Source organism: Sphingomonas sp. NPDC092440 (assembly GCF_044754985.1).
In the GTDB taxonomy this organism is placed as follows: domain Bacteria; phylum Pseudomonadota; class Alphaproteobacteria; order Sphingomonadales; family Sphingomonadaceae; genus Sphingomonas.
Genome location: NZ_JBIVQA010000004.1, coordinates 357,019 through 375,578 on the forward strand (window position 1 = coordinate 357,019; position 18,560 = coordinate 375,578).

Here is an 18,560-nt window from a genome sequence, read left to right on the forward strand (position 1 = left end):
CGGCCTCCCCTTTTCCGAACAGGAATGCAACGACCCGCGACACCACCGCCATGGCCACGACCACCAGCAGCGATGTCCAGGGCCATTGCAAGGGCATCCAGCCCGTTCTTCAGAAGAAGCTGACGATGCCCGGCGTCTCGTGCGTGCCCACCCAGCCCTCATAGATCATCCGGAAGGCGACGAAGACGATCACGACGAGGCCGATATAGGCGATCCATGGATAGCGGTTGATCAGCTTGGCGATCAGGTTGGCGGCAATGCCCATCAGCACCACCGAGAGCAGCAGGCCGACGACGAGGATACCGGGATGCTCGCGCGCGGCGCCGGCCACGGCGAGCACGTTGTCGAGGCTCATCGAGACATCGGCCACGGCGACCGCCCAGGCGGCGGCAGCGAAGCTCCTGGCCGGCTTCAGGCCGGATTCGACCTCATCGGCATGCGGCCCGCCCTCGCGGATCTCGCGCCAGAATTTCCAGCTCACCCAGAGCAGCAGCAGCCCGCCGGCGAAGATCAGCCCGACAATCCCCATCAGCCAGCTGACGATCAGCGCGAACAGGATGCGCAGGACAAGCGCGGCGCCGATGCCGATCAGGATCACCTTCCGGCGCTGTTCCGCCGGCAGGCCCGCGGCAAGCGCGCCGACGACGATCGCATTGTCGCCCGCCAACACCAGGTCGATCATCAGCACCGAGCCGAAGGCGGCGAGCGCGGACGGATCGCCGAGGTTCGAGAAATCGGCGACGATATGGTTCCAGATATCGAGCGGGGAACCGATACCGGCCGCGGCGGCGCTGAAGAGCAAGTCGAGCATCGCTAAGCCCTAGCGTGACGCGGGCAAAAGAAAAGGCCGGGCGTGATGCCCGGCCTTTCCCGATCCGCCGTCCGCCCCTCCCCCGAAAGGAGGGTCCGGACGATCACTGGTTCATGCTGTCGAAGAAATCCTCGTTGGTCTTGGAATCCTTCATCTTGTCGAGCAGGAACTCCATCGCATCGACGGTGCCCATCTGCATCAGGATGCGGCGCAGCACCCACATCTTGGTGAGCTTGGACTTGTCGACCAGCAGCTCTTCCTTGCGGGTGCCCGACTTGCCGACGTCGAGCGCCGGGAAAATGCGCTTGTCGGCCACCTTGCGATCGAGGACGATTTCCGAGTTGCCGGTACCCTTGAACTCTTCGAAGATCACTTCGTCCATGCGGCTGCCGGTGTCGATCAGCGCCGTGGCGATGATCGAGAGCGAGCCGCCTTCCTCGATGTTGCGCGCGGCACCGAAGAAGCGCTTCGGCCGCTGCAGCGCGTTCGCGTCGACACCGCCGGTGAGCACCTTGCCCGAGGACGGAACCACGGTGTTGTAGGCGCGGCCAAGGCGCGTGATCGAATCGAGCAGGATCACCACGTCCTTCTTGTGCTCGACCAGCCGCTTGGCCTTCTCGATCACCATCTCGGAGACCTGGACGTGGCGCTGCGCCGGCTCGTCGAAGGTGGAGGAGATCACCTCGCCCTTCACGCTGCGCTGCATGTCGGTCACTTCCTCGGGGCGCTCGTCGATGAGCAGCACGATCAGGAAGACCTCGGGATGGTTGTCGGTGATCGCCTTGGCGATGTTCTGGAGCAGCACGGTCTTGCCGACGCGCGGCGGCGCCACGATCAGCGCGCGCTGGCCCTTGCCCTGGGGCGCGACGATATCGATCACCCGGGCCGACTTGTCCTTGATCGTCGGATCGAGGCTGTCGAGCGTCAGCTTCTGCTCGGGATAGAGCGGAGTGAGATTATCGAAATTTACCCGGTGGCGAACCGCATCCGGGTCGTCGAAATTGACCGAGACCAGGCGGGTGAGCGCGAAATAACGCTCGCCATCCTTGGGCGCGCGGATCTCGCCTTCCACCGTGTCGCCGGTGCGCAGGCCGAACTTGCGGACCTGGTTGGGCGAGACATAGATGTCGTCGGGCCCGGCGAGATAATTCGCCTCGGGGCTGCGCAGGAAGCCGAAGCCGTCGGGCAGCACTTCGATCGTGCCTTCGCCCATGATCTGGTCGCCCTGCTCGGCCTGTGCCTTGAGGATCGCGAAGAGCAGATCCTGCTTGCGCAAAGTCGAAGCGCTCTCGACGCCGAGCTCCTCGGCCATCGAGACCAGTTCGGCGGGGGCTTTCTTCTTGAGGTCCTTGAGATGCATTGGGAGTCCGGATGCCTGGATTGCTTGGGGAGAGCGTCGGTCGGCGGTACGGTCGCGCACGAATAACGATGCTTGGAGGAGGGATGGCCCGGTGACCCGGACCACAACGCCGAATTAGGTAGGGCCCAAGGCCAAGTCAACCGGTCTCCGCGGTCTGCAATGCGCTTTTGCGGCAGGTTTCATCTTGCGGGAGACGGAAGCCGTGCGCAACTATGTTACGCCTGCGGTCAGAAGGGCTTCACGACCGCCAGGATGACGATCAGGATCACCGCCAGGGCGGGCAGCTCGCCGAGCATGCGCAGCCGCCGCGCCGGAATCGGCCCATGGCCGCCGGCAAGCTTGCGGGAATAGCTGACCGCCCAGCCGTGGAATCCGGAAAGCAGCAACACGATCAACAGCTTGGCATGCAGCCAGCCGAGCCCGGCGCCCCCTTCGAACAGCCCGAGATTGGCAGCGAGCGCCAGGCCGAGCAGCCACACCACCAGGATCGACGGCGTGAGGATCATGCGGCGGAGCAGCGCCTCGCGCTTCGCCCAGGCGGCGGCTTCCGGCGTGCCCAGCGCCTCCTGGTGATGGACGAGATAGCGCGGCAGCAGGAACAGGCCGGCCATCCAGAAGATCACGAAGATGATGTGGAACGCCTTGACCCAGAGATAGGCCCCGCCCAGGAATCCAGTCATGCTCGCCTCCGCTCGCGGGCCGCCATCACCCTCTCCTGATCCGCGCCAGCAGCCGCTCGACATGCGCGACCGGCGTGTCCTGCTGGATGCCGTGCCCCAGATTGAACACATGCGGGCGGCTTGGAAAGGCCGAAAGAATCCGGTCGGTCGCGCGATCGAGCGTCTCGCCGCCGGCGATCAGCGCCAGCGGATCGAGATTGCCCTGCACGGGGAGATGCTCGGGCAGCACGCCGTCCGCCCAGACCGGATCGACCGTCTCGTCGAGCCCGATCGCATCGACGCCGGTCTCACGGGCATAGGCGGGGAGCTTGCCGCCGGCACCCTTGGGGAAGCCGATCACCGGCGCCCTGCTCTTCACCGCGGCCGCGATGCGGGCGGTAGGGGCGATCACCCAGCGCTCGAACTGCTCGGGCGAAAGGCTGCCGGCCCAGCTGTCGAACAGCTGCACAGCCTCGACGCCGGCATCGATCTGGGCATTCAGATAGTCGATCGTGCAGTCCGCGATGCGATCGACCAGCGCCTGCATGAGTCCGGGATCCGCATAGGCGAGCCGGCGCGCCTCGGCCTGCTCGCGGCTGCCCTGTCCCGCGATCATATAGGTGGCGACGGTCCAGGGGCTGCCTGCGAAGCCCAGGAAGGTCACTCGGGGGTCGAGGGTGGCCCGTACCTGCCGGACGGTCTCATACACCGGCTGCAGGGCCTCAGGACGCGATTCAAGGGCATCCAGGATCGCGCGGGACGTCACGGTCGGTGCCAGCCGCGGTCCCTCGCCGGTCTCGAACCAGAGCCTCTGGCCCAGCGCCATCGGCACCATCAATATGTCGGAGAACAGGATCGCGCCGTCCATGCCGAAGCGGCGGATCGGCTGGAGCGTGATCTCGGCGGCGGCCTGCGGGTCGAGCGCCAGTTCGAGGAATCCGCCCTTCTCGGCCCGAAGCGCGCGATATTCGGGCAGATAGCGGCCGGCCTGGCGCATCAGCCACAGGGGCGGCACTTCCTGTCGGACGCCCTTCAGCGTCTCGAGCAGCGGCTTGGTTCGGGGAGCGGTCAGGGCCTCGGTCCTAAAACTATTAAAAGAGAATCTAGGAATTGTTGGAGTCTGTTGGGACGTGAAAGCCGGGGCTTATGCATTCGTCCGCGACTTGCCAACAGATTGACTCCGCGGGCCCCTCGGGAGTCTCCGGATTCGCCGGCCCCGTCCCCGTTTTCAACAGGCTGTGGATCGGAATCACAAGCTGGGGACGGGCATGTGGACGAATCACCAGCGGGAGTCATGGAACTGACCCGATTGGTTCGTGCGCCCGGTTGCGCTAGTGGCTGTGCGGCATGTTCTCCACAGATTCATCCCCCGTGGCGCCGCGCGCCCCCCGCAAGGGCCACTGATGCGCCTTCACCTCCACCTCCTCTCCGATTCCACCGGCGAGACGCTGGAGAACATCGCCAAGGCGGCGCTCGCCCAGTATGACGATGTGGAGACGCTGCGGCATTTCTGGCCGATGGTGCGCAGCGAGGCGCATCTCGAGCGCATCCTGCAGGAGATCGCCCAGAACCCGGGCCTGGTGCTCTATACGCTGGTGAACCCCGAGATCCGCCGCACGCTGGAAAGCCGCTGCCGGGCGATGGGATTGCCGGCGATCGCGCCGCTCGATCCGGTCAACCATGCGCTCTCCAACCTGCTCGGCCAGGAAGCCAAGGCGCGGCCGGGGCGGCAACATACCCTGGATGCCGCTTATTTCGCGCGTGTCGACGCGATCCAGTTCACCATCGCGCATGATGACGGGCTGCTCGCCGAGGATTGGGAAGAAGCCGATATCCTGCTCGCCGGCGTCTCCCGATCGTCCAAGACGCCGACGTCGATCTACCTGGCGAACCGCGGCTACAAGACGGCCAACATCCCGATCGTGGTCGAATCGCCGCCGCCGACGGAGCTGTTCGACCTGAAGCATCCGCTGATCGTCGGCCTCACCACCAGTGCCGACCGGCTGATCCAGATCCGCCGCAACCGGCTGCTCTCGCTGAACCAGGCGCCCGAGACGAGCTATGTCGACCAGGACTCGGTGTCGCGCGAAGTCGCCTATGCCCGGCGGATGTTCGCCGACAATGGCTGGCCGGTGATCGACGTGACGCGCCGCTCGATCGAGGAGACCGCGGCGGCGATCATCCAGCTGTGCAACGAGCGGACGCTCGAGAAGGGAAGGTCATGAAGTTCATCCTCGCGTCGCAAAGCGCCTCGCGCCGCGCGATGCTCGACGCCGCCGGCGTGCCGCATGACGCCGTGACGGCACAGGTGGACGAGGCTTCGGCGAAGGAGTCGCTGGTCGCCGGCGGCATTTCCCCGCGCGACCTGGCCGATGCGCTGGCCGAGCTCAAGGCGCGCAAGGTCTCCGGCCTGGTGCCGGCCGCGCTCGTGCTGGGCGGCGATTCGCTGGTCGCGCTCGACGACGGTTCGCTGCTCGACAAGCCGGAGAGCCGCGAGCAGGCGGCGGATCACCTGCGCCGCATGTCGGGCCGGACGCACGACATCTACAGCGCCGCCGTGATCGCCGAGGGCGGCCGCGCGGTGTGGCGCCATGTCGACCGGGCCAGGCTGCACGTCCGGCCGCTCTCGGAAGGGTTCATCCAGCAGTATCTCGACATGGAATGGCCCGCGATCGCCGGTTGCGTCGGCTGCTTCCGGATCGAGGGGCCCGGCGTCCAGCTGTTCAGCCGGACCGAGGGCAGCCAGTTCACCATTCTCGGCATGCCGCTGCTGCCGATCCTCGACTATCTGCGCATCCGGGGGATATTGACGTCATGACTGCCTATGCCGAGGTGATCGGCGACCCCATCGCCCAGTCCAAGTCGCCGCTGATCCACGGCTTCTGGCTGGCGCAGCTCGGCATCGCAGCCGAATATCGCCGCGCGCATGTGAAGCCCGACGCGCTCGCGGGCTATTTCGAAGCGCGCAGGGCGGATCCCGACTGGCGCGGCTGCAACATCACCCTGCCCCACAAGCAGGCGGCGCTGGAGTTCGTCGAGGATCGCGGCGGCATCCGCCAGTCGATCGGCGCGATCAACACGGTGGTGCGGGCCGAGGATGGCGCGCTGATCGGCACCAACACCGATGCCGGCGGCTTCTATGCCCCGATCGCGGGCCTGGATCTCGACGGCAGGCATGCAGTGGTGATCGGCGCGGGTGGCGCGGCGCGGGCGATCCTGTTCGCGCTGTCCAAGGTCGGCATCGGCCGGGTGACTCTGCTCAACCGCAATGTGCTCAAGGGCGCGGCCCTGCTTTCCGGCTTCGGGATCAAGGGCGAGGCGCTGCCGCTCACCGCCAAGCTGCCTCCGGCCGCGCTGCTGGTGAATGCCAGCGCGCTCGGCATGGTGGGTCAGCCGCCGCTCGAGATCGACCTCGCACCGCTGCCCCCCGACGCCGTGGTCTATGACGCGGTCTATGCTCCGCTCGAGACTGGCCTGCTTGCCCAGGCGCGCGACCGCGATCTCGATACGGTGGACGGACTCGAGATGCTGGTCGGCCAGGCCGCGCTCGCCTTCGAGCTGTTCTTCGGCGCCGAGCCGCCGCGCGACCGCGACGAGGAACTGCGCGCGCTGCTGCTGAAATGAGCACGCGCCCGATCATCCTGGGCCTCACCGGGTCGATCGGCATGGGCAAGTCGACCGTGGCGGCGATGTTCGCGGAAGACGGCGTGCCGGTGTTCGATGCCGATGCCGAGGTCCATCGGCTCCAGGGCCCGGGCGGCGCGGCGCTGGCGGCGATCGCGGCGGCGTTCCCCGGCACTACCGGCGATCTTGGGGTGGACCGCGCATTGCTGCGCGAGGCGGTGACGGCCGATCCCGGTGCCTTTGCCCGGCTGGAGGCGATCCTCCATCCTGCCGTGGCCGCGCGGCGCGAGGCGTTTCTCCAGGCGAATCGCGATGCGCCGCTGGTGGTGCTCGACATACCCCTGCTGTTCGAAGCGGGTGGATGGGCGCAGGTCGACAGGGTCGCCGTGGTCTCCGCGCCCGCCGATGTGCAGCGCGCGCGCGTGCTCGCCCGGCCCGGCATGACCGAGGCCCGCTTCGAGGCGATCCTCGCCCGCCAGCTGCCCGACTCGGAAAAGCGCGCGCGTGCCGATTTCGTCATCCCCACCGGCGTGCCGATCGGGGAGACGCGCGCGGTGGTCCGTGATGTCATCGCTTGCCTAGCGGGCCGCGTGGGAGGATAAGGTCCCAATGCGTGAAATCGTGTTCGACACCGAAACCACCGGGCTCAGCTTCTCGGGTGGCGACCGGCTGGTCGAGATCGGATGCGTCGAGCTGGTCAACCGCGTGATGACCGGCCGCACCTACCACGCCTATATCAATCCCCAGCGCCCGATGCCGATCGAGGCGTTCAACGTGCACGGCCTGTCGGACGTGTTCCTCTCGGACAAGCCGCTGTTCGAGGACGTGGTCGAGGATATGCTCGAGTTCATCGGCGACAGCCCGATGATCGCGCACAACGCCAATTTCGACTTCGGCTTCATCAATGGCGAGCTGACTCGCAGCGGCCGGCCGATCGTCGACCTGGGCCGCATGGTCGACACGCTGGCGATCGCGCGCGTCAAGCACCCGGGCGCCAAGCACACGCTCGATGCGCTGTGCACCCGCTACGGCATCGATCTTACCCAGCGCACGCTGCACGGCGCGCTGATCGACGCCTCGCTGCTGGCCCAGGTCTATGTCGAGCTTACCGGCGGGCGGCAGATCACGCTGGGCCTGGCGGTGGACGCGCCGGTGGTGCGCGAGACCGCGGTCGAGGCGCCGTCGCGCGTGCATGCGCGCCCGGCCCGGCAATTTACGGCCAGCGCGGCGGAACTCGAACGCCACGCGGCCTTTCTCTCTAAGATGGAGGACCCGCTCTGGGGCACCGCCCCGGCCAGTTGACTCCCGGCGATCGCCGGCGGTCAATCGGCTCGGACCCACCCCAGTACGGGTCCTCGGTACAAAGTGGAGGTGAACAATGGACATCCGGGTTTCTGGGCATCAGGTCGAGACCGGCGCCGCGCTCAAGGCGCAGGTCAACGAACGACTCCAGGGGATTGCGGGCAAATATTTCTCGCGCGCGATCTCGTCCCAGGCGACCTTCGGCAAGGGACCGCACGACAATGGGTTCACCTGCGACATCGTGATGCACGTAACCCAGGGCCTTGTCCTCAAGGCGACGAACAAGGGCATGGAGGCGCATGGCGCGTTCGACGGCGCAGCCGACCGGATCGACAAGCAGCTGCGCCGCTATACGCGCCGGCTGAAGGACCGCCAGAACGGCGTGGTCAATGCGTTCGCCGAGAATGGCGCCTATGACAACAACGCCGGCTACACGCTCTTTCAGGAGACGGTGGACGAGGACGAGCCGGTCGATGCGCCGCTGATCATCGCGGAGACCCGGGTGGATGTGCCCGATGCCACGGTTTCGGACGCGGTGATGATGCTCGATCTGCGGAACACCAATGCGCTGCTTTTCCGAAATAGCGCGACAGGTGCCCATAACATGGTCTATCGGCGCGGCGACGGGACGATCGGATGGGTGGAACCCAATCGCGCCGCCTGAGTATTAAAGGCAGGCCCCGGGGGGCGGACCTCAACTGGAATATCGATGACGACCATCACTGAATTGCTCGTGCCGGAGGCAGTGCTCTCCGGCGTGAGTGTTGCCAGCAAGAAGGCGCTGTTCGCAGCGCTGGGGGCCGCCGCGGCGGAGGCCTATGGCCTCGACGCGCGCGCCGTTTCCGAAACCCTTGCCGAGCGCGAGAAGCTGGGATCGACTGGCTTCGGCGCCGGCATCGCCATTCCGCACGGCAAGCTCGATGCGATCCGCCGCGTCTGCGGCGTGTTCGTGCGATTGGACAAGCCGGTCGATTTCGGTGCGGTGGACGAGCTGCCCGTCGATCTCGTCTTCATGCTGCTCTCGCCGGTGGGCGCGGGCGCCGAGCATCTGAAGGCGCTGGCCTGCGTCTCGCGTTGCCTGCGCGACAAGGCGATCGCCGCCAAGCTGCGCGGCGCCGGATCGCGCGATGCGCTCTATGCGCTGCTTGCGGGCGTGGAGGCGCGTGACGCGGCCTGAGGAGCCCATCGGGGCGGAGGCGCATTTCCGTGCGCTCGAATCCCTTTATGCCGCGGCGCCGATCAACCGGCTGTTCGAGTCCGAGCTCGAGATTCCGGAAGGTGGCGTCGCGCGCATTCGCTTCACGATCGACGAGCGCTATTTCCATGCGGCGGGCGCCGCGCATGGCACGAGCTATTTCAAGATGCTCGACGATGCCGCCTTTTATGCGGTGAACAGCCTCGTCACCGATCGCTTCGTGCTGACCACCCAGTTCAACCTGCTGCTCACCAAGCCGCTTGGCCCGGGGCCGGTAGTTGCGGAGGGGCGCTGGGTGAGCGGGCAGCGGCGCGTGTTCGTCGGCGAGGCGCGGCTGATCGATGCGACCGGCGAGGAAGCGGCGCGCGGTACGGGCACGTTCATGCGCTCGCGCATCCCGCTCGCTTCGTTGCCCGGATATCGCCAGGGCTGATGGCGCGGATCGCCACCGGCGTGCTCGTCAACGCGCTGATCCGCCGTGCCGAGGGCGCGGGCGGGAGCGCGATGGTGCTGGCCCGGGGGGATGCGACTGCCGGCGCGGTGCTGCTCCTGCTGGTCGATCGCGGCGCCAATCCGCGGTTCGTCGAGCGCGGGCTCGGGCCGGACGGAAACCCCGCGCTGATCGCCTCGGGCCCGCGCGCATTCGCCGACGAGGGCGAGGTCACGGCCTATTGGCGCCGGCGCCGCGAGCGCGATTCCGACCTCTGGGTGGTCGAACTGGATATCGTGGATGGGGAACGCTTCGCCGCTGAAACGATCGCGATGAATTGACATATGGGGCGCGCGCGGCGAAAGGCGGCGCCTACTATCAATCGCGTTGTGTCTGCCGGGGTGTGAAGTCGGCAGGTTACGCAGTCGGGGGGGAAGCCCGGCGGCCCACTAGACAAGAAGGGCCGGCCGCGCACCAACCGCACAGCAACGAACCCTAATGAAGTTCTTCCATCGCGCCGCGGGCTTCGCGGCCGTGACTTTTTGCGCTGGCGCACTTGCGAATGCCGCCACGATCGACGTGACCCCGAACGCGCAGGATGCGCCGGTTCAGCAGGTCAACGTCCAGAACCTCCAGCAGGTTCCCATGCCGGCCCCGCAGGCCGCGCCGACTCCGATCCAGGAAAAGACCGAGATCGTCCAGCCGATCCCCAATGCGGATGCGGACGACGAAGATTTCGACTCGCTCTCCGAAGCCGTGGCCGCGCAGGATGCGCCTGCATCGCTCGACAGCGAGCTCAACTGCCTTGCCGTCAGCGTCTATTACGAGGCGAAGAGCGAGCCGCTCGCCGGCCAGCTCGCCGTGGCGGACGTGATCCTCAACCGCACCGAATCGGGCCGCTTTCCGCGCTCGGTCTGCGGTGTGGTGACCCAGCGCGGCCAGTTCTCCTTCGTGCGCGGCGGCAAGCTGCCGACTCCGCCGGCCAACGGCCAGTGGAAGAAGGCGCTCGCCGTGGCCCAGGTCGCGATGAAGGACCAGTGGGATTCGCCGGTGCCCGAGGCGCTCTATTTCCATGCCCGCTATGTGAAGCCGAGCTGGAAGCGCGCGCGGGTGGGCTCCGTCGGCAACCATGTTTTCTATCGTTGATAGTTGATTGGCGGCACCGGCCCGCTCCCCCGCCCGGCCACCCATGGAATACTGCCGTTGGGTGGCCGGGCGGGGGAGCGGGCCGGTGCCGGAATCCAGAATAGGTGAGTCGCGGGGTTTCCTGCGTTCGCGTAATGTTCTAGACGGTCGGGGATGACTTCCCCGGCCGTTTCGATTCAGGAAGACCCGCAGCCAGATGGGCCCTTGATCGCCGCCGATGTCGCGCGCGGCGTCACTCGGCTGCTCCTTCGCCATGATTGCGTCGCGCTCGCCGAGGTGCCGCTGGAGGGTGGCCGCCGCGCCGACCTGATGGCGATCGATTCGCGCGGCAACATCGTCATCGTCGAGATCAAGGTGTCGCGCGCCGATCTGCTCGGCGACGGGAAATGGACCGATTATCTCGCCCATTGCGACCGCTTCTTCTGGGCAGTGCCCGCGGGGTTCGACCTCAGGCCCTTCGAGCAGGAGAGTTTCCTGCCCGCGCGTGCCGGGCTGATCGTCGCCGATCGCTACGATGCGGCGGTGATGCGTGAGGCGGCGACATTCCCCCTGCCCGCGCCGACGCGCCGGAAATGCACGCTGGCCTTTGCCCGGCGCGCCGCGCGCCGAGTCATCCAGATCCTCGATCCCGACGCGGAAGCGGCTTTCTAGAGCTTCGGGCCCGCCGGAGCCGCGCTGCCGCTCGACTTGCCGCCCTTGGGAGCTTCGGCGAGCAGCTTGGCGATCTGCGGATAGCGCGTCTCGTCACGGGCATAATCGCGCGCCGACTTGCCGGTGACATTGTCGGTCCGGTCCGGATTGGCGCCCGCGGCGAGCAGCTGGCGGGCGACGTCGATGTCATGGACCTGGACGGCGCGGATCAGCGGCGTCTCGCCGCTGGCGTTGGCGGTGTTCACATTGGCGCCGTATTTGAGCAGGATCTGCACGCCGTCGCCCCAGCCCCGCTCGGCGGCGATGATCAGCGGAGTATTGCCGCGATTGTCCTGCAGGTTCGGATTGATGTCGTCCTGCTGGAGCAGCACGCGCAGATAGGTCGAGTCGCTGCGCCGCGTCACGATGTGCAGCGCGCCCTCGCCGGTCGAGCGGTCCTTGGCGTTGACGATGCGGAGCGACTTGTTCTCCAGATACTTGTTCACCTTGGTGCCGTCCGTCTCGCGGATGGCATTGAGGAAATTGTAGCTGTCGGAGAATTGCTGGGCCGATGCGGGCGCGGCGGCGAGCATCAGCAGGGCGGCGCCGGCGGCACCCAATACGCGAACGATCATGTCTTGCCCAAACCCCATAGCGGCAGTGCTTGCAAGCCCCGGACTATCAGATCATGGCAGGAGATACCATGAGCAGGATTTTTCAGGCCCTTGCGCCTTTGCTACTGATCGTCTCGGGCTGCAGCGGCGCCGCGGACGAGCCGCCGCTCGCCGGCGCCCGTATCGGCGGTCCCTTCACGCTGACCGATCCGGACGGCAAGCCGGTGCGCGACAGCGACTTCGCCGGCAAGTACCGCATCGTCTATTTCGGCTATACCTGGTGCCCCGACATCTGCCCGAACGACATGCTCAAGATCGGCCAGGCGATGCGGATGCTCGACAAGCAGGCGCCGGAAAAGGCCAAGGCGATCGTGCCGATCTTCATCACCGTCGATCCCGAGCGCGACACGCCCAAGGTGGTCGGCGCATTCGTCCGCAATTTCGACGATCGCATCGTCGGCCTCACCGGCAGCCCGGCGGCGATCGCGGCGGTGGAGAAGCAATATGCGGTCTATGCCAAGAAGGAAGCGCCCGGCCCGAACGGCGCCTATCTGGTAGGACACAGCCAGATTGCCTATCTGATGGACAAGGACGGCAAGCCGATCACGTCGCTGCCGATCGAGAAGGACGCTGCGGCCATGGTGGAGCAGCTCGACCATTGGGTGAAATGACCGGGAAATTCTGGGAAGACCTGCCGCTGGAGCAGCTCGACCGGGCGCAATGGGAGGCGCTTTGCGACGGTTGCGGCAAGTGCTGCATCCACAAGCTCGAGGACGAGGAGACCGGCGAGCTGGTGCCGACCAATGTCGCCTGCCGCCTGCTCGACCGGCGGATGGGGCGCTGCTCGGACTATAAGCACCGCCATGCCTATGTCCCCGAATGCGTGCGGCTGACGGCGCGCAACGTCCGGGACATCGAATGGCTTCCCTCCACCTGTGCCTATCGGCTGCGCGGCGAGGGCAAGCCCCTGCCCGACTGGCATTATCTGGTGAGCGGCGATCCGGAATCGGTCCATGCGGCCGGCCAGTCGACGCGCGGCTGGACGGTGAGCGAGGACGATGTGGTGGATTTCGAACATCATCTGGTGGACCGCGAGCTTTGAGCGACCCGGAGATCGAGGTGGTCCGTCACGCCCGCGCGCGGCGGATGCGGCTCTCGGTCGATCCGCGCTCGGGCCGGGTGAAGCTGACGCTGCCGCCCCGGGCCTCGCTCAAGAAGGGCATGGACTGGGCGCGCGAGCAGCAGGGCTGGATCGCGGCGCAACAGGCGAAGATGCCGGAGGCGCGGCCGTTCGCGCCCGCCGCACGCATTCCGATCGGCGATGCCGAAGTGGAGATTGTCTGGCCCGCGCCGGGTGCCGGCCGCACGCCGCGGCTGGCGGGTGACCGGCTGCTCTGCGGCGGCCCGCGCGAGGGGCTGGAGCGGCGCATCGAACGCTGGCTCCGCCAGGCCGCGCTCGACCTGCTGAGCGAGGAGACCGCGGAATATGCCGAGCGCGCGGGCGTAACGGTCACCAAGGTATCGATCGGCGATCCGCGCGGGCGCTGGGGGAGCTGCGCTTCCTCGGGCCAGATCCGCTACAGCTGGCGATTGCTGCTGGCGCCCGGCCATGTCCGCCGCGCGACCGTGGCGCATGAAGTCGCCCACCGGATCCACATGAACCATTCGCCGGCTTTCCACCGGGTGGTGGCGGAACTCTATGAAGGGGATCCGGAGCGGGCGCGGGCGTGGCTGAAGCGTAACGGCGCCGGGCTGCACTGGTACGGGCGATAGGCGGGTCCCGATATTCTGTCGGCCGTCATCCCCGCGCAGGCGGGGATCCAGGGCCAGGCGCGGCGGCGATGCGGCCCGCGGTGCCTTCTCCGGCGGCCTTGGCCAAGATTGCTTCGATCGCCCCTAGCTACCCTGGATCCCCGCCTGCGCGGGGATGACGGATATGGTCTCGGATACTCGCCCGGGTTCTCGACCTGGCCCTTCCCGCTTCCCTTAGGGAGAGAAGCGCAGACCTATTGCTGCTCGCCCCGCGGCGCGTCGCCCCTTGGCGGCGGGCCCGGCTGGCGGGGGAGGTCGCGTGGGGCATCGCGCTGGTCGCGCTGTGCCGGGGCCGGCGCCTTGCGGCCGGTCATCCGGTCGATCCAGTCCTGGTCGAGCTGCTCGTCCTGGCCATGCTGGGGCTGGGCCTGCTCGGTGCCGTCCCCGCGCGGCTGCTGATCCTCGGGCAGCGGATTGCCGTCCGGATCGACGAACAGGCCATTGTCCGGCTCGGCATAGGCCGCATTCTCTTCGTCGAGCTGATATTCGGGCAGCGTCACCTGGGTGTCGAACTGCTCGACCGGCCGGCGCGCCACTGCCTTGACCATGAAATCGTGAAAGGCGCGTGCCGGGGCGGTGCCTCCCTGCAGGCCGGGGACCACCTTGGCATCGTCGCGGCCCATCCACACGCCGGTGGTGAGGCCGGAGGAGAAGCCGACGAACCAGCCGTCCTTGTTCGACGTGGTGGTGCCGGTCTTGCCGGCGACCGGGCGGCCGATCTGCGCGGCGCGGCCGGTGCCGGTGGCCACCGCGGTCTGCATCAGGTCGGTCATCTGCGCCGCGACATAGGGCGCGACCAGGACCTGGCTGGTGTCGACTTCATGCTGGTAGATCACCGCGCCGTTCGCAGTCACGCGCGTGATGCCATAGGGCGTCACCGCCACGCCCTTGTTCGCCACCGAGGCGAAGGCGCGGGTCATGTCGATCAGGCGGACGTCCGACGTGCCGAGCACCATTGCCGGATGCGTGTCGACGGGGGTGGTGATGCCGAAGCGGCGCGCCATGTTGGCGATCGCGCCGAAGCCCACTTCCTGGCCCAGCTTCGCCGCGATGGTGTTGACCGAATAGGCGAAGGCGGTGCGGATGTTCATCTCGCCGCGGAACGCGCCCGAGCTGTTGCGCGGGCTCCAGCCGGCGATGGTCACCGGCTCGTCGACCACCATGTCGTCGGGCTTGTGGCCGGCTTCGAGCGCGGTGAGATAGACGAACAGCTTGAACGCCGAGCCCGGCTGCCGGGTGGCCTGGGTCGCGCGATTGTAGATGGACGCCACATAGTCCTTGCCGCCCACCATCGCGCGGACCGCGCCGTCGCGATCGAGGCTGACCAGCGCGCCCTGCGCGTTCTTCGGCGCGTTGGCGCGGATCGCGTCGTCGGCGGCGCGCTGCATCGACAGGTCGAGCGTGGTCCAGACTTCCAGCGGCGCCTCGGTCTCGTCGATCAGCACCTCCAGCTGGGGCAGTGCCCAGTCGGTGAAATAGCGCACGCTGTTCTGCTGGGGTTCGGGGGCGAGCGCCACGGTGCGCGGATCGGTGGCCTTGGCCTGGCCCTGCGTGATCTTGCCGGTCTCGGCCATCAGGTCGAGCACCACGCTGGCGCGGCCGACTGCGGCTTCGGCATCGGCGGTGGGCGAATAATGCGAAGGTGCCTTGACCAGGCCGGCGATCACCGCCGCCTCGGCCAGGCTCAGATTGGTGGCGGGGTGGCCGAAGAATTTCCGGCTCGCGGCGTCGATGCCATAGGCGCCGCCGCCGAAATAGACCTTGTTGAGATAGAGTTCGAGGATCTCGTCCTTCGAGAATTTCCGTTCCATCGCCAGCGCGATCACGCCTTCGCGCACCTTGCGGCCAAGATCGTACTTGTTCGACAGGAAGATGGTGCGCGCCACCTGCTGGGTGATCGTCGAGCCGCCCTGCAGGCGCCGCCCCTCGTCGTGCAGCTGCTTGGCCCGCCAGAAGATGCGCGCGACGCCGACGGGATCGACGCCCCAGTGCGATTCGAAGCGGCGATCCTCGGTGGCGATGATCGCGTCCTTCATCACCTGCGGAATCCGGTCGTACTTGATCCACTCGCCATAGCTCGGCCCGAGCGACACCAGCACGGTGCCGTCCGCGGCATGGACGCGGATCATCTGGCCGTTGGGCGAGGATTTGAGCTCGTCGAAGCTCGGCAGCGTCGACTTGGTCGAATAGACCGCGATCAGCAGCGCGATGAAGCCGAGCAGCGCCAGGCCGCCGCCGGTCACCAGCGTCCAGAAAGCGATTCGCTTCCAAAAGGAGAAGTCACGCCATTTGGGCGTGCGGATCACGGTGGGCAAATTCTTCGATGGCATCGGGGGAGTGCGATTAAGCCCTATTCGGCCTGCTCACAAGGATCAGGCGCCGCTCGGTTCGCTGGTAGCGACATTCTGGTTGCCGCCACGTGAACGGAAATCGAGGCTGACCGAGTTGATGCAGTAGCGCAGGCCCGCCGGCGGCGGCCCGTCGGGGAAGACATGGCCCTGGTGCCCGTCGCAGCGCGCGCAGCGCAGCTCGACCCGGCGCATGCCATGGCTGGTATCGGCGTGCTCGGTGACGTTCTCCGGATCGATCGGCCGCGTGAAGCTGGGCCAGCCCGAGCCCGAGTCGAACTTGTCGGCGCTGTCGAACAGCTCGAGCTTGCAGCCGGCGCACAGATAGAGGCCGTCGGCCTTGTTGTCGGTATAGTGGCCGGAAAAGGCCCGCTCGGTGCCGGCTTCGCGCAGCACGTGAAACTGCTCCGGGTTCAGGCGCTTGCGCCACTCGGACTCGGAGAGATTCAGATGCTCCATGGCGCAAAGCATGTGTCCGGCGCCGGGGGCCGCGTCAATCCGGGTTGGCGCGGAAGCGGGCCAAACCGGCGTTGACCTTGAGTTGGCGCTTCAACGCGTCGGCGGGCGGCGCCCAGAGAAAACCGAAGCTGACCGCGCCATGTTTGGATTCGACCGCATGATGCAGCCGGTGCGCCTGGACGATTCGCTTCAGGTAGCGCGATCGCGGGACGTGGCGATGGCGGATCCGCTGGTGGACGATCACGTCGTGGAAGCCGAAATAGATCGCGCCATAGCCGGCGATCCCCGCCCCGATCCAGGCGAAGCCGGGCCACCAGCCCGCCTGCCCGCCGCCGTACAGGAACAGGATCGAGGGCATGGCGAAGATCACGGCATAGAGGTCGTTCCATTCGAACGGGCCCGTGCGGGGCCGATGATGGCTCGCATGGAGGAACCAGCCGGGCCCGTGCATCACCCAGCGGTGCATCGCCCAGGCGAAGCCTTCCATCGCGGCGATGGTGGCGAGGAACAGGAAGGGGCCGAGCCAGGAGGGCATGCGGTGTAGATAGGCGCTCGCACGCGATCCGTCAGCGGCGGATGCGAGTCGTCCGGCCGGTCCTTGTCCCTGCGACCCCGGACTTTTCCCCTGGGGAACAAACACCCCGTCCGTCATCCCCGCCCGCGCGGGGATGACGGACGGGGTCCCGATCTTTGCGGACAATCGCCAGACAAGCCAGGTGGGACGAAGCGCCAGGCCTTCTTGCAAGTACGTCGCAATCTCATTTACGCCGAAAAGATTTGGATTCGCGCGCGCGCCGTGCTTAAGGCTCGCGCAAACCCCTTCCCGCCACAAATGACGAGGGCGCGCTCCCCATGAACATCCACGAATATCAGGCCAAGGAACTGCTCGCCAAGTTCGGTGCGCCGATCGCCGCCGGCTATGCAGCCTTCACCGTCGAGCAGGCGGTCGAGGCGATGAACAAGCTGCCCGGGCCGCTCTATGTCGTGAAGGCGCAGATCCATGCCGGCGGCCGCGGCAAGGGCAAGTTCAAGGAGCTTCCGCCCGAGGCCAAGGGCGGCGTCCGCCTCGCCCGCAGCGAGGCCGAGGTGCGCGAAGCCGCGCACGAGATGCTCGGCAACACGCTGGTGACGATCCAGACCGGCGAGCACGGCAAGCAGGTCAACCGCCTCTACATCACCGACGGTGCCGACATCGCCAAGGAATTCTACCTGGCGCTGCTCGTCGATCGCGTCACCGGCCGCATCGCCTTCGTCGTCTCGACCGAGGGCGGCATGGACATCGAGGAAGTCGCCCATTCGACGCCCGAGAAGATCCACACCTTCGACGTCGATCCGGCGACCGGCTTCATGCCGCACCATGGCCGCGCCGTCGCGGCTGCGCTGGGCCTGACCGGCGACCAGGGCAAGCAGGCCGCCAAGGTCGCCGCCTCGCTCTTCGCCGCCTTCCAGGGCACCGATGCCGCGCAGATCGAAGTCAATCCGCTGGCGCTGACCGAGCAGGGCAACCTCCTCGTCCTCGACGCCAAGGTCGGCTTCGATTCGAACGCGATGTTCCGCCACAAGGACCTGGCCGAGCTGCGCGACGAGAGCGAAGAGGATCCGATGGAGCTCGAGGCCTCGAAGTACGACCTCGCCTATATCAAGCTCGACGGCGATATCGGCTGCATGGTCAACGGCGCCGGCCTGGCGATGGCGACGATGGACATCATCAAGCTCAACGGCATGTTCCCGGCCAACTTCCTCGACGTCGGCGGCGGCGCCAACAAGGAGAAGGTGACCGCGGCGTTCAAGATCATCCTGAGCGATCCGGCCGTGAAGGGCATCCTGGTCAACATCTTCGGCGGCATCATGCGCTGCGACATCATCGCCGAGGGCATCGTCGCCGCGGCGAAGGAAGTGAACCTCTCGGTGCCGCTGGTCGTCCGCCTCGAGGGCACCAACGTGCAGCAGGGCAAGGACATCCTCGCCAATTCGGGCCTCGCCATCGTTCCCGCGAACGACCTGGGCGATGCGGCGAAGAAGATCGTCGCCGAAGTGCAGAAGGTCGCCGCCTGACATCGATCGGCGGGGGGGGCCCCCCCCCCCCCCCCCCAAAAAAAAAAAAAAAAAAAAAAAAAAAAAAAAAAAAAAAAAAAAAAAAAAAAAAAAACCAAAAAAAAAAAAAAAAAAA

Annotated in this window: 23 protein-coding genes; 15 read left to right on the forward strand and 8 right to left on the reverse strand. The window is 66.8% G+C overall.

Annotated features, from left to right (window positions below; translation table 11 throughout):
* Nucleotides 1-109: 109 nt before the first annotated feature.
* The 4 genes from ACIQCS_RS09520 to hemE all read right to left on the reverse strand — a co-directional run bounded on the left by ACIQCS_RS09520 (nt 110) and on the right by hemE (nt 3,902).
* Entirely contained in the window at nt 110-811 is a 702-nt protein-coding gene (locus ACIQCS_RS09520) for a YjbE family putative metal transport protein (protein ID WP_345849487.1), read from the reverse strand.
* 103 nt (nt 812-914) lie between these two features.
* On the reverse strand, nt 915-2,171 hold the full coding sequence (rho, locus tag ACIQCS_RS09525) for a transcription termination factor Rho (protein ID WP_137862830.1): 1,257 nt from the start codon (nt 2,169-2,171) through the stop codon (nt 915-917).
* Nucleotides 2,172-2,398: 227 nt separating this feature from the next.
* Nucleotides 2,399-2,851, reverse strand: a complete 453-nt coding sequence (locus ACIQCS_RS09530; RefSeq protein ID WP_345849486.1) for a CopD family protein — start codon at nt 2,849-2,851, stop codon at nt 2,399-2,401.
* Nucleotides 2,852-2,876: 25 nt separating this feature from the next.
* Nucleotides 2,877-3,902 (reverse strand): uroporphyrinogen decarboxylase, encoded by a 1,026-nt coding sequence (gene hemE, locus ACIQCS_RS09535; RefSeq protein WP_345852034.1) that lies wholly within the window; start codon nt 3,900-3,902, stop codon nt 2,877-2,879.
* 328 nt (nt 3,903-4,230) lie between these two features.
* Between hemE and ACIQCS_RS09540 the strand changes: the two genes are divergently transcribed.
* From ACIQCS_RS09540 to ACIQCS_RS09590, 11 genes are all read left to right on the forward strand, one after another.
* On the forward strand, nt 4,231-5,055 hold the full coding sequence (locus ACIQCS_RS09540) for a pyruvate, water dikinase regulatory protein (RefSeq protein WP_345852033.1): 825 nt from the start codon (nt 4,231-4,233) through the stop codon (nt 5,053-5,055).
* Entirely contained in the window at nt 5,052-5,648 is a 597-nt protein-coding gene (locus ACIQCS_RS09545; RefSeq protein WP_345849485.1) for a nucleoside triphosphate pyrophosphatase, read from the forward strand. Before ACIQCS_RS09540 ends, ACIQCS_RS09545 begins: the two co-directional genes overlap by 4 nt.
* On the forward strand, nt 5,645-6,454 hold the full coding sequence (aroE, locus tag ACIQCS_RS09550) for a shikimate dehydrogenase (RefSeq protein ID WP_345849484.1): 810 nt from the start codon (nt 5,645-5,647) through the stop codon (nt 6,452-6,454). Before ACIQCS_RS09545 ends, aroE begins: the two co-directional genes overlap by 4 nt.
* Nucleotides 6,451-7,056: a dephospho-CoA kinase gene (coaE, locus tag ACIQCS_RS09555; RefSeq protein WP_345849483.1), complete on the forward strand. Its 606-nt coding sequence runs from the start codon at nt 6,451-6,453 to the stop codon at nt 7,054-7,056. The genes aroE and coaE overlap by 4 nt, the downstream gene beginning before the upstream one ends.
* A 7-nt stretch (nt 7,057-7,063) precedes the next feature.
* Nucleotides 7,064-7,756 (forward strand): DNA polymerase III subunit epsilon, encoded by a 693-nt coding sequence (gene dnaQ / locus ACIQCS_RS09560; protein ID WP_345849482.1) that lies wholly within the window; start codon nt 7,064-7,066, stop codon nt 7,754-7,756.
* Between the two features lie 76 nt (nt 7,757-7,832).
* Nucleotides 7,833-8,420 (forward strand): ribosome hibernation-promoting factor, HPF/YfiA family, encoded by a 588-nt coding sequence (gene hpf, locus ACIQCS_RS09565; protein ID WP_086127777.1) that lies wholly within the window; start codon nt 7,833-7,835, stop codon nt 8,418-8,420.
* 45 nt (nt 8,421-8,465) lie between these two features.
* A complete protein-coding gene (locus tag ACIQCS_RS09570) occupies nt 8,466-8,933 on the forward strand; it encodes a PTS sugar transporter subunit IIA (protein ID WP_280277419.1) in 468 nt (155 codons plus the stop codon).
* A complete protein-coding gene (locus tag ACIQCS_RS09575) occupies nt 8,893-9,384 on the forward strand; it encodes a PaaI family thioesterase (RefSeq protein ID WP_401530681.1) in 492 nt (163 codons plus the stop codon). Before ACIQCS_RS09570 ends, ACIQCS_RS09575 begins: the two co-directional genes overlap by 41 nt.
* Nucleotides 9,384-9,722, forward strand: a complete 339-nt coding sequence (locus ACIQCS_RS09580; protein ID WP_345849480.1) for a DUF1491 family protein — start codon at nt 9,384-9,386, stop codon at nt 9,720-9,722. The genes ACIQCS_RS09575 and ACIQCS_RS09580 overlap by 1 nt, the downstream gene beginning before the upstream one ends.
* Before the next feature lie 157 nt (nt 9,723-9,879).
* Entirely contained in the window at nt 9,880-10,527 is a 648-nt protein-coding gene (locus tag ACIQCS_RS09585; RefSeq protein ID WP_345849479.1) for a cell wall hydrolase, read from the forward strand.
* 153 nt (nt 10,528-10,680) lie between these two features.
* Nucleotides 10,681-11,178: an MmcB family DNA repair protein gene (locus tag ACIQCS_RS09590; protein WP_345849478.1), complete on the forward strand. Its 498-nt coding sequence runs from the start codon at nt 10,681-10,683 to the stop codon at nt 11,176-11,178.
* Here ACIQCS_RS09590 and ACIQCS_RS09595 read toward each other — a convergent pair.
* Entirely contained in the window at nt 11,175-11,792 is a 618-nt protein-coding gene (locus ACIQCS_RS09595) for an ankyrin repeat domain-containing protein (protein ID WP_345849477.1), read from the reverse strand. The two genes, ACIQCS_RS09590 and ACIQCS_RS09595, sit on opposite strands and share 4 nt — an antisense overlap.
* Before the next feature lie 68 nt (nt 11,793-11,860).
* On the opposite strand from ACIQCS_RS09595, the gene ACIQCS_RS09600 reads away from it, so the two are divergent.
* From ACIQCS_RS09600 to ACIQCS_RS09610, 3 genes are read left to right on the forward strand one after another with little or no spacing between them, the layout of a single operon-like run.
* Nucleotides 11,861-12,442 (forward strand): SCO family protein, encoded by a 582-nt coding sequence (locus ACIQCS_RS09600; protein ID WP_345849476.1) that lies wholly within the window; start codon nt 11,861-11,863, stop codon nt 12,440-12,442.
* Complete coding sequence (locus ACIQCS_RS09605; RefSeq protein WP_345849475.1) at nt 12,439-12,873, forward strand: YcgN family cysteine cluster protein; 435 nt, start codon at nt 12,439-12,441, stop codon at nt 12,871-12,873. Before ACIQCS_RS09600 ends, ACIQCS_RS09605 begins: the two co-directional genes overlap by 4 nt.
* Nucleotides 12,870-13,544 carry a SprT family zinc-dependent metalloprotease gene (locus tag ACIQCS_RS09610; RefSeq protein ID WP_345849474.1) on the forward strand — a complete coding sequence of 225 codons (675 nt, stop codon included), beginning with the start codon at nt 12,870-12,872 and terminating at the stop codon, nt 13,542-13,544. Before ACIQCS_RS09605 ends, ACIQCS_RS09610 begins: the two co-directional genes overlap by 4 nt.
* A 233-nt stretch (nt 13,545-13,777) precedes the next feature.
* Here ACIQCS_RS09610 and ACIQCS_RS09615 read toward each other — a convergent pair whose 3' ends face one another.
* Genes ACIQCS_RS09615 through ACIQCS_RS09625 form a run of 3 tightly spaced genes read right to left on the reverse strand, consistent with a single transcriptional unit; the run spans nt 13,778 to nt 16,925 of the window.
* Nucleotides 13,778-15,913, reverse strand: a complete 2,136-nt coding sequence (locus ACIQCS_RS09615; RefSeq protein ID WP_345849473.1) for a PBP1A family penicillin-binding protein — start codon at nt 15,911-15,913, stop codon at nt 13,778-13,780.
* Between the two features lie 42 nt (nt 15,914-15,955).
* Nucleotides 15,956-16,390, reverse strand: a complete 435-nt coding sequence (gene msrB, locus ACIQCS_RS09620; RefSeq protein ID WP_345849472.1) for a peptide-methionine (R)-S-oxide reductase MsrB — start codon at nt 16,388-16,390, stop codon at nt 15,956-15,958.
* Between the two features lie 34 nt (nt 16,391-16,424).
* Nucleotides 16,425-16,925, reverse strand: a complete 501-nt coding sequence (locus tag ACIQCS_RS09625; RefSeq protein ID WP_345849471.1) for a beta-carotene hydroxylase — start codon at nt 16,923-16,925, stop codon at nt 16,425-16,427.
* Between the two features lie 317 nt (nt 16,926-17,242).
* Here ACIQCS_RS09625 and sucC point away from each other — a divergent pair, with 317 nt between their 5' ends.
* Nucleotides 17,243-18,445, forward strand: coding sequence for an ADP-forming succinate--CoA ligase subunit beta (sucC, locus tag ACIQCS_RS09630; RefSeq protein WP_086127765.1), 1,203 nt, complete (start codon nt 17,243-17,245; stop codon nt 18,443-18,445).
* Nucleotides 18,446-18,560: the final 115 nt, after the last annotated feature.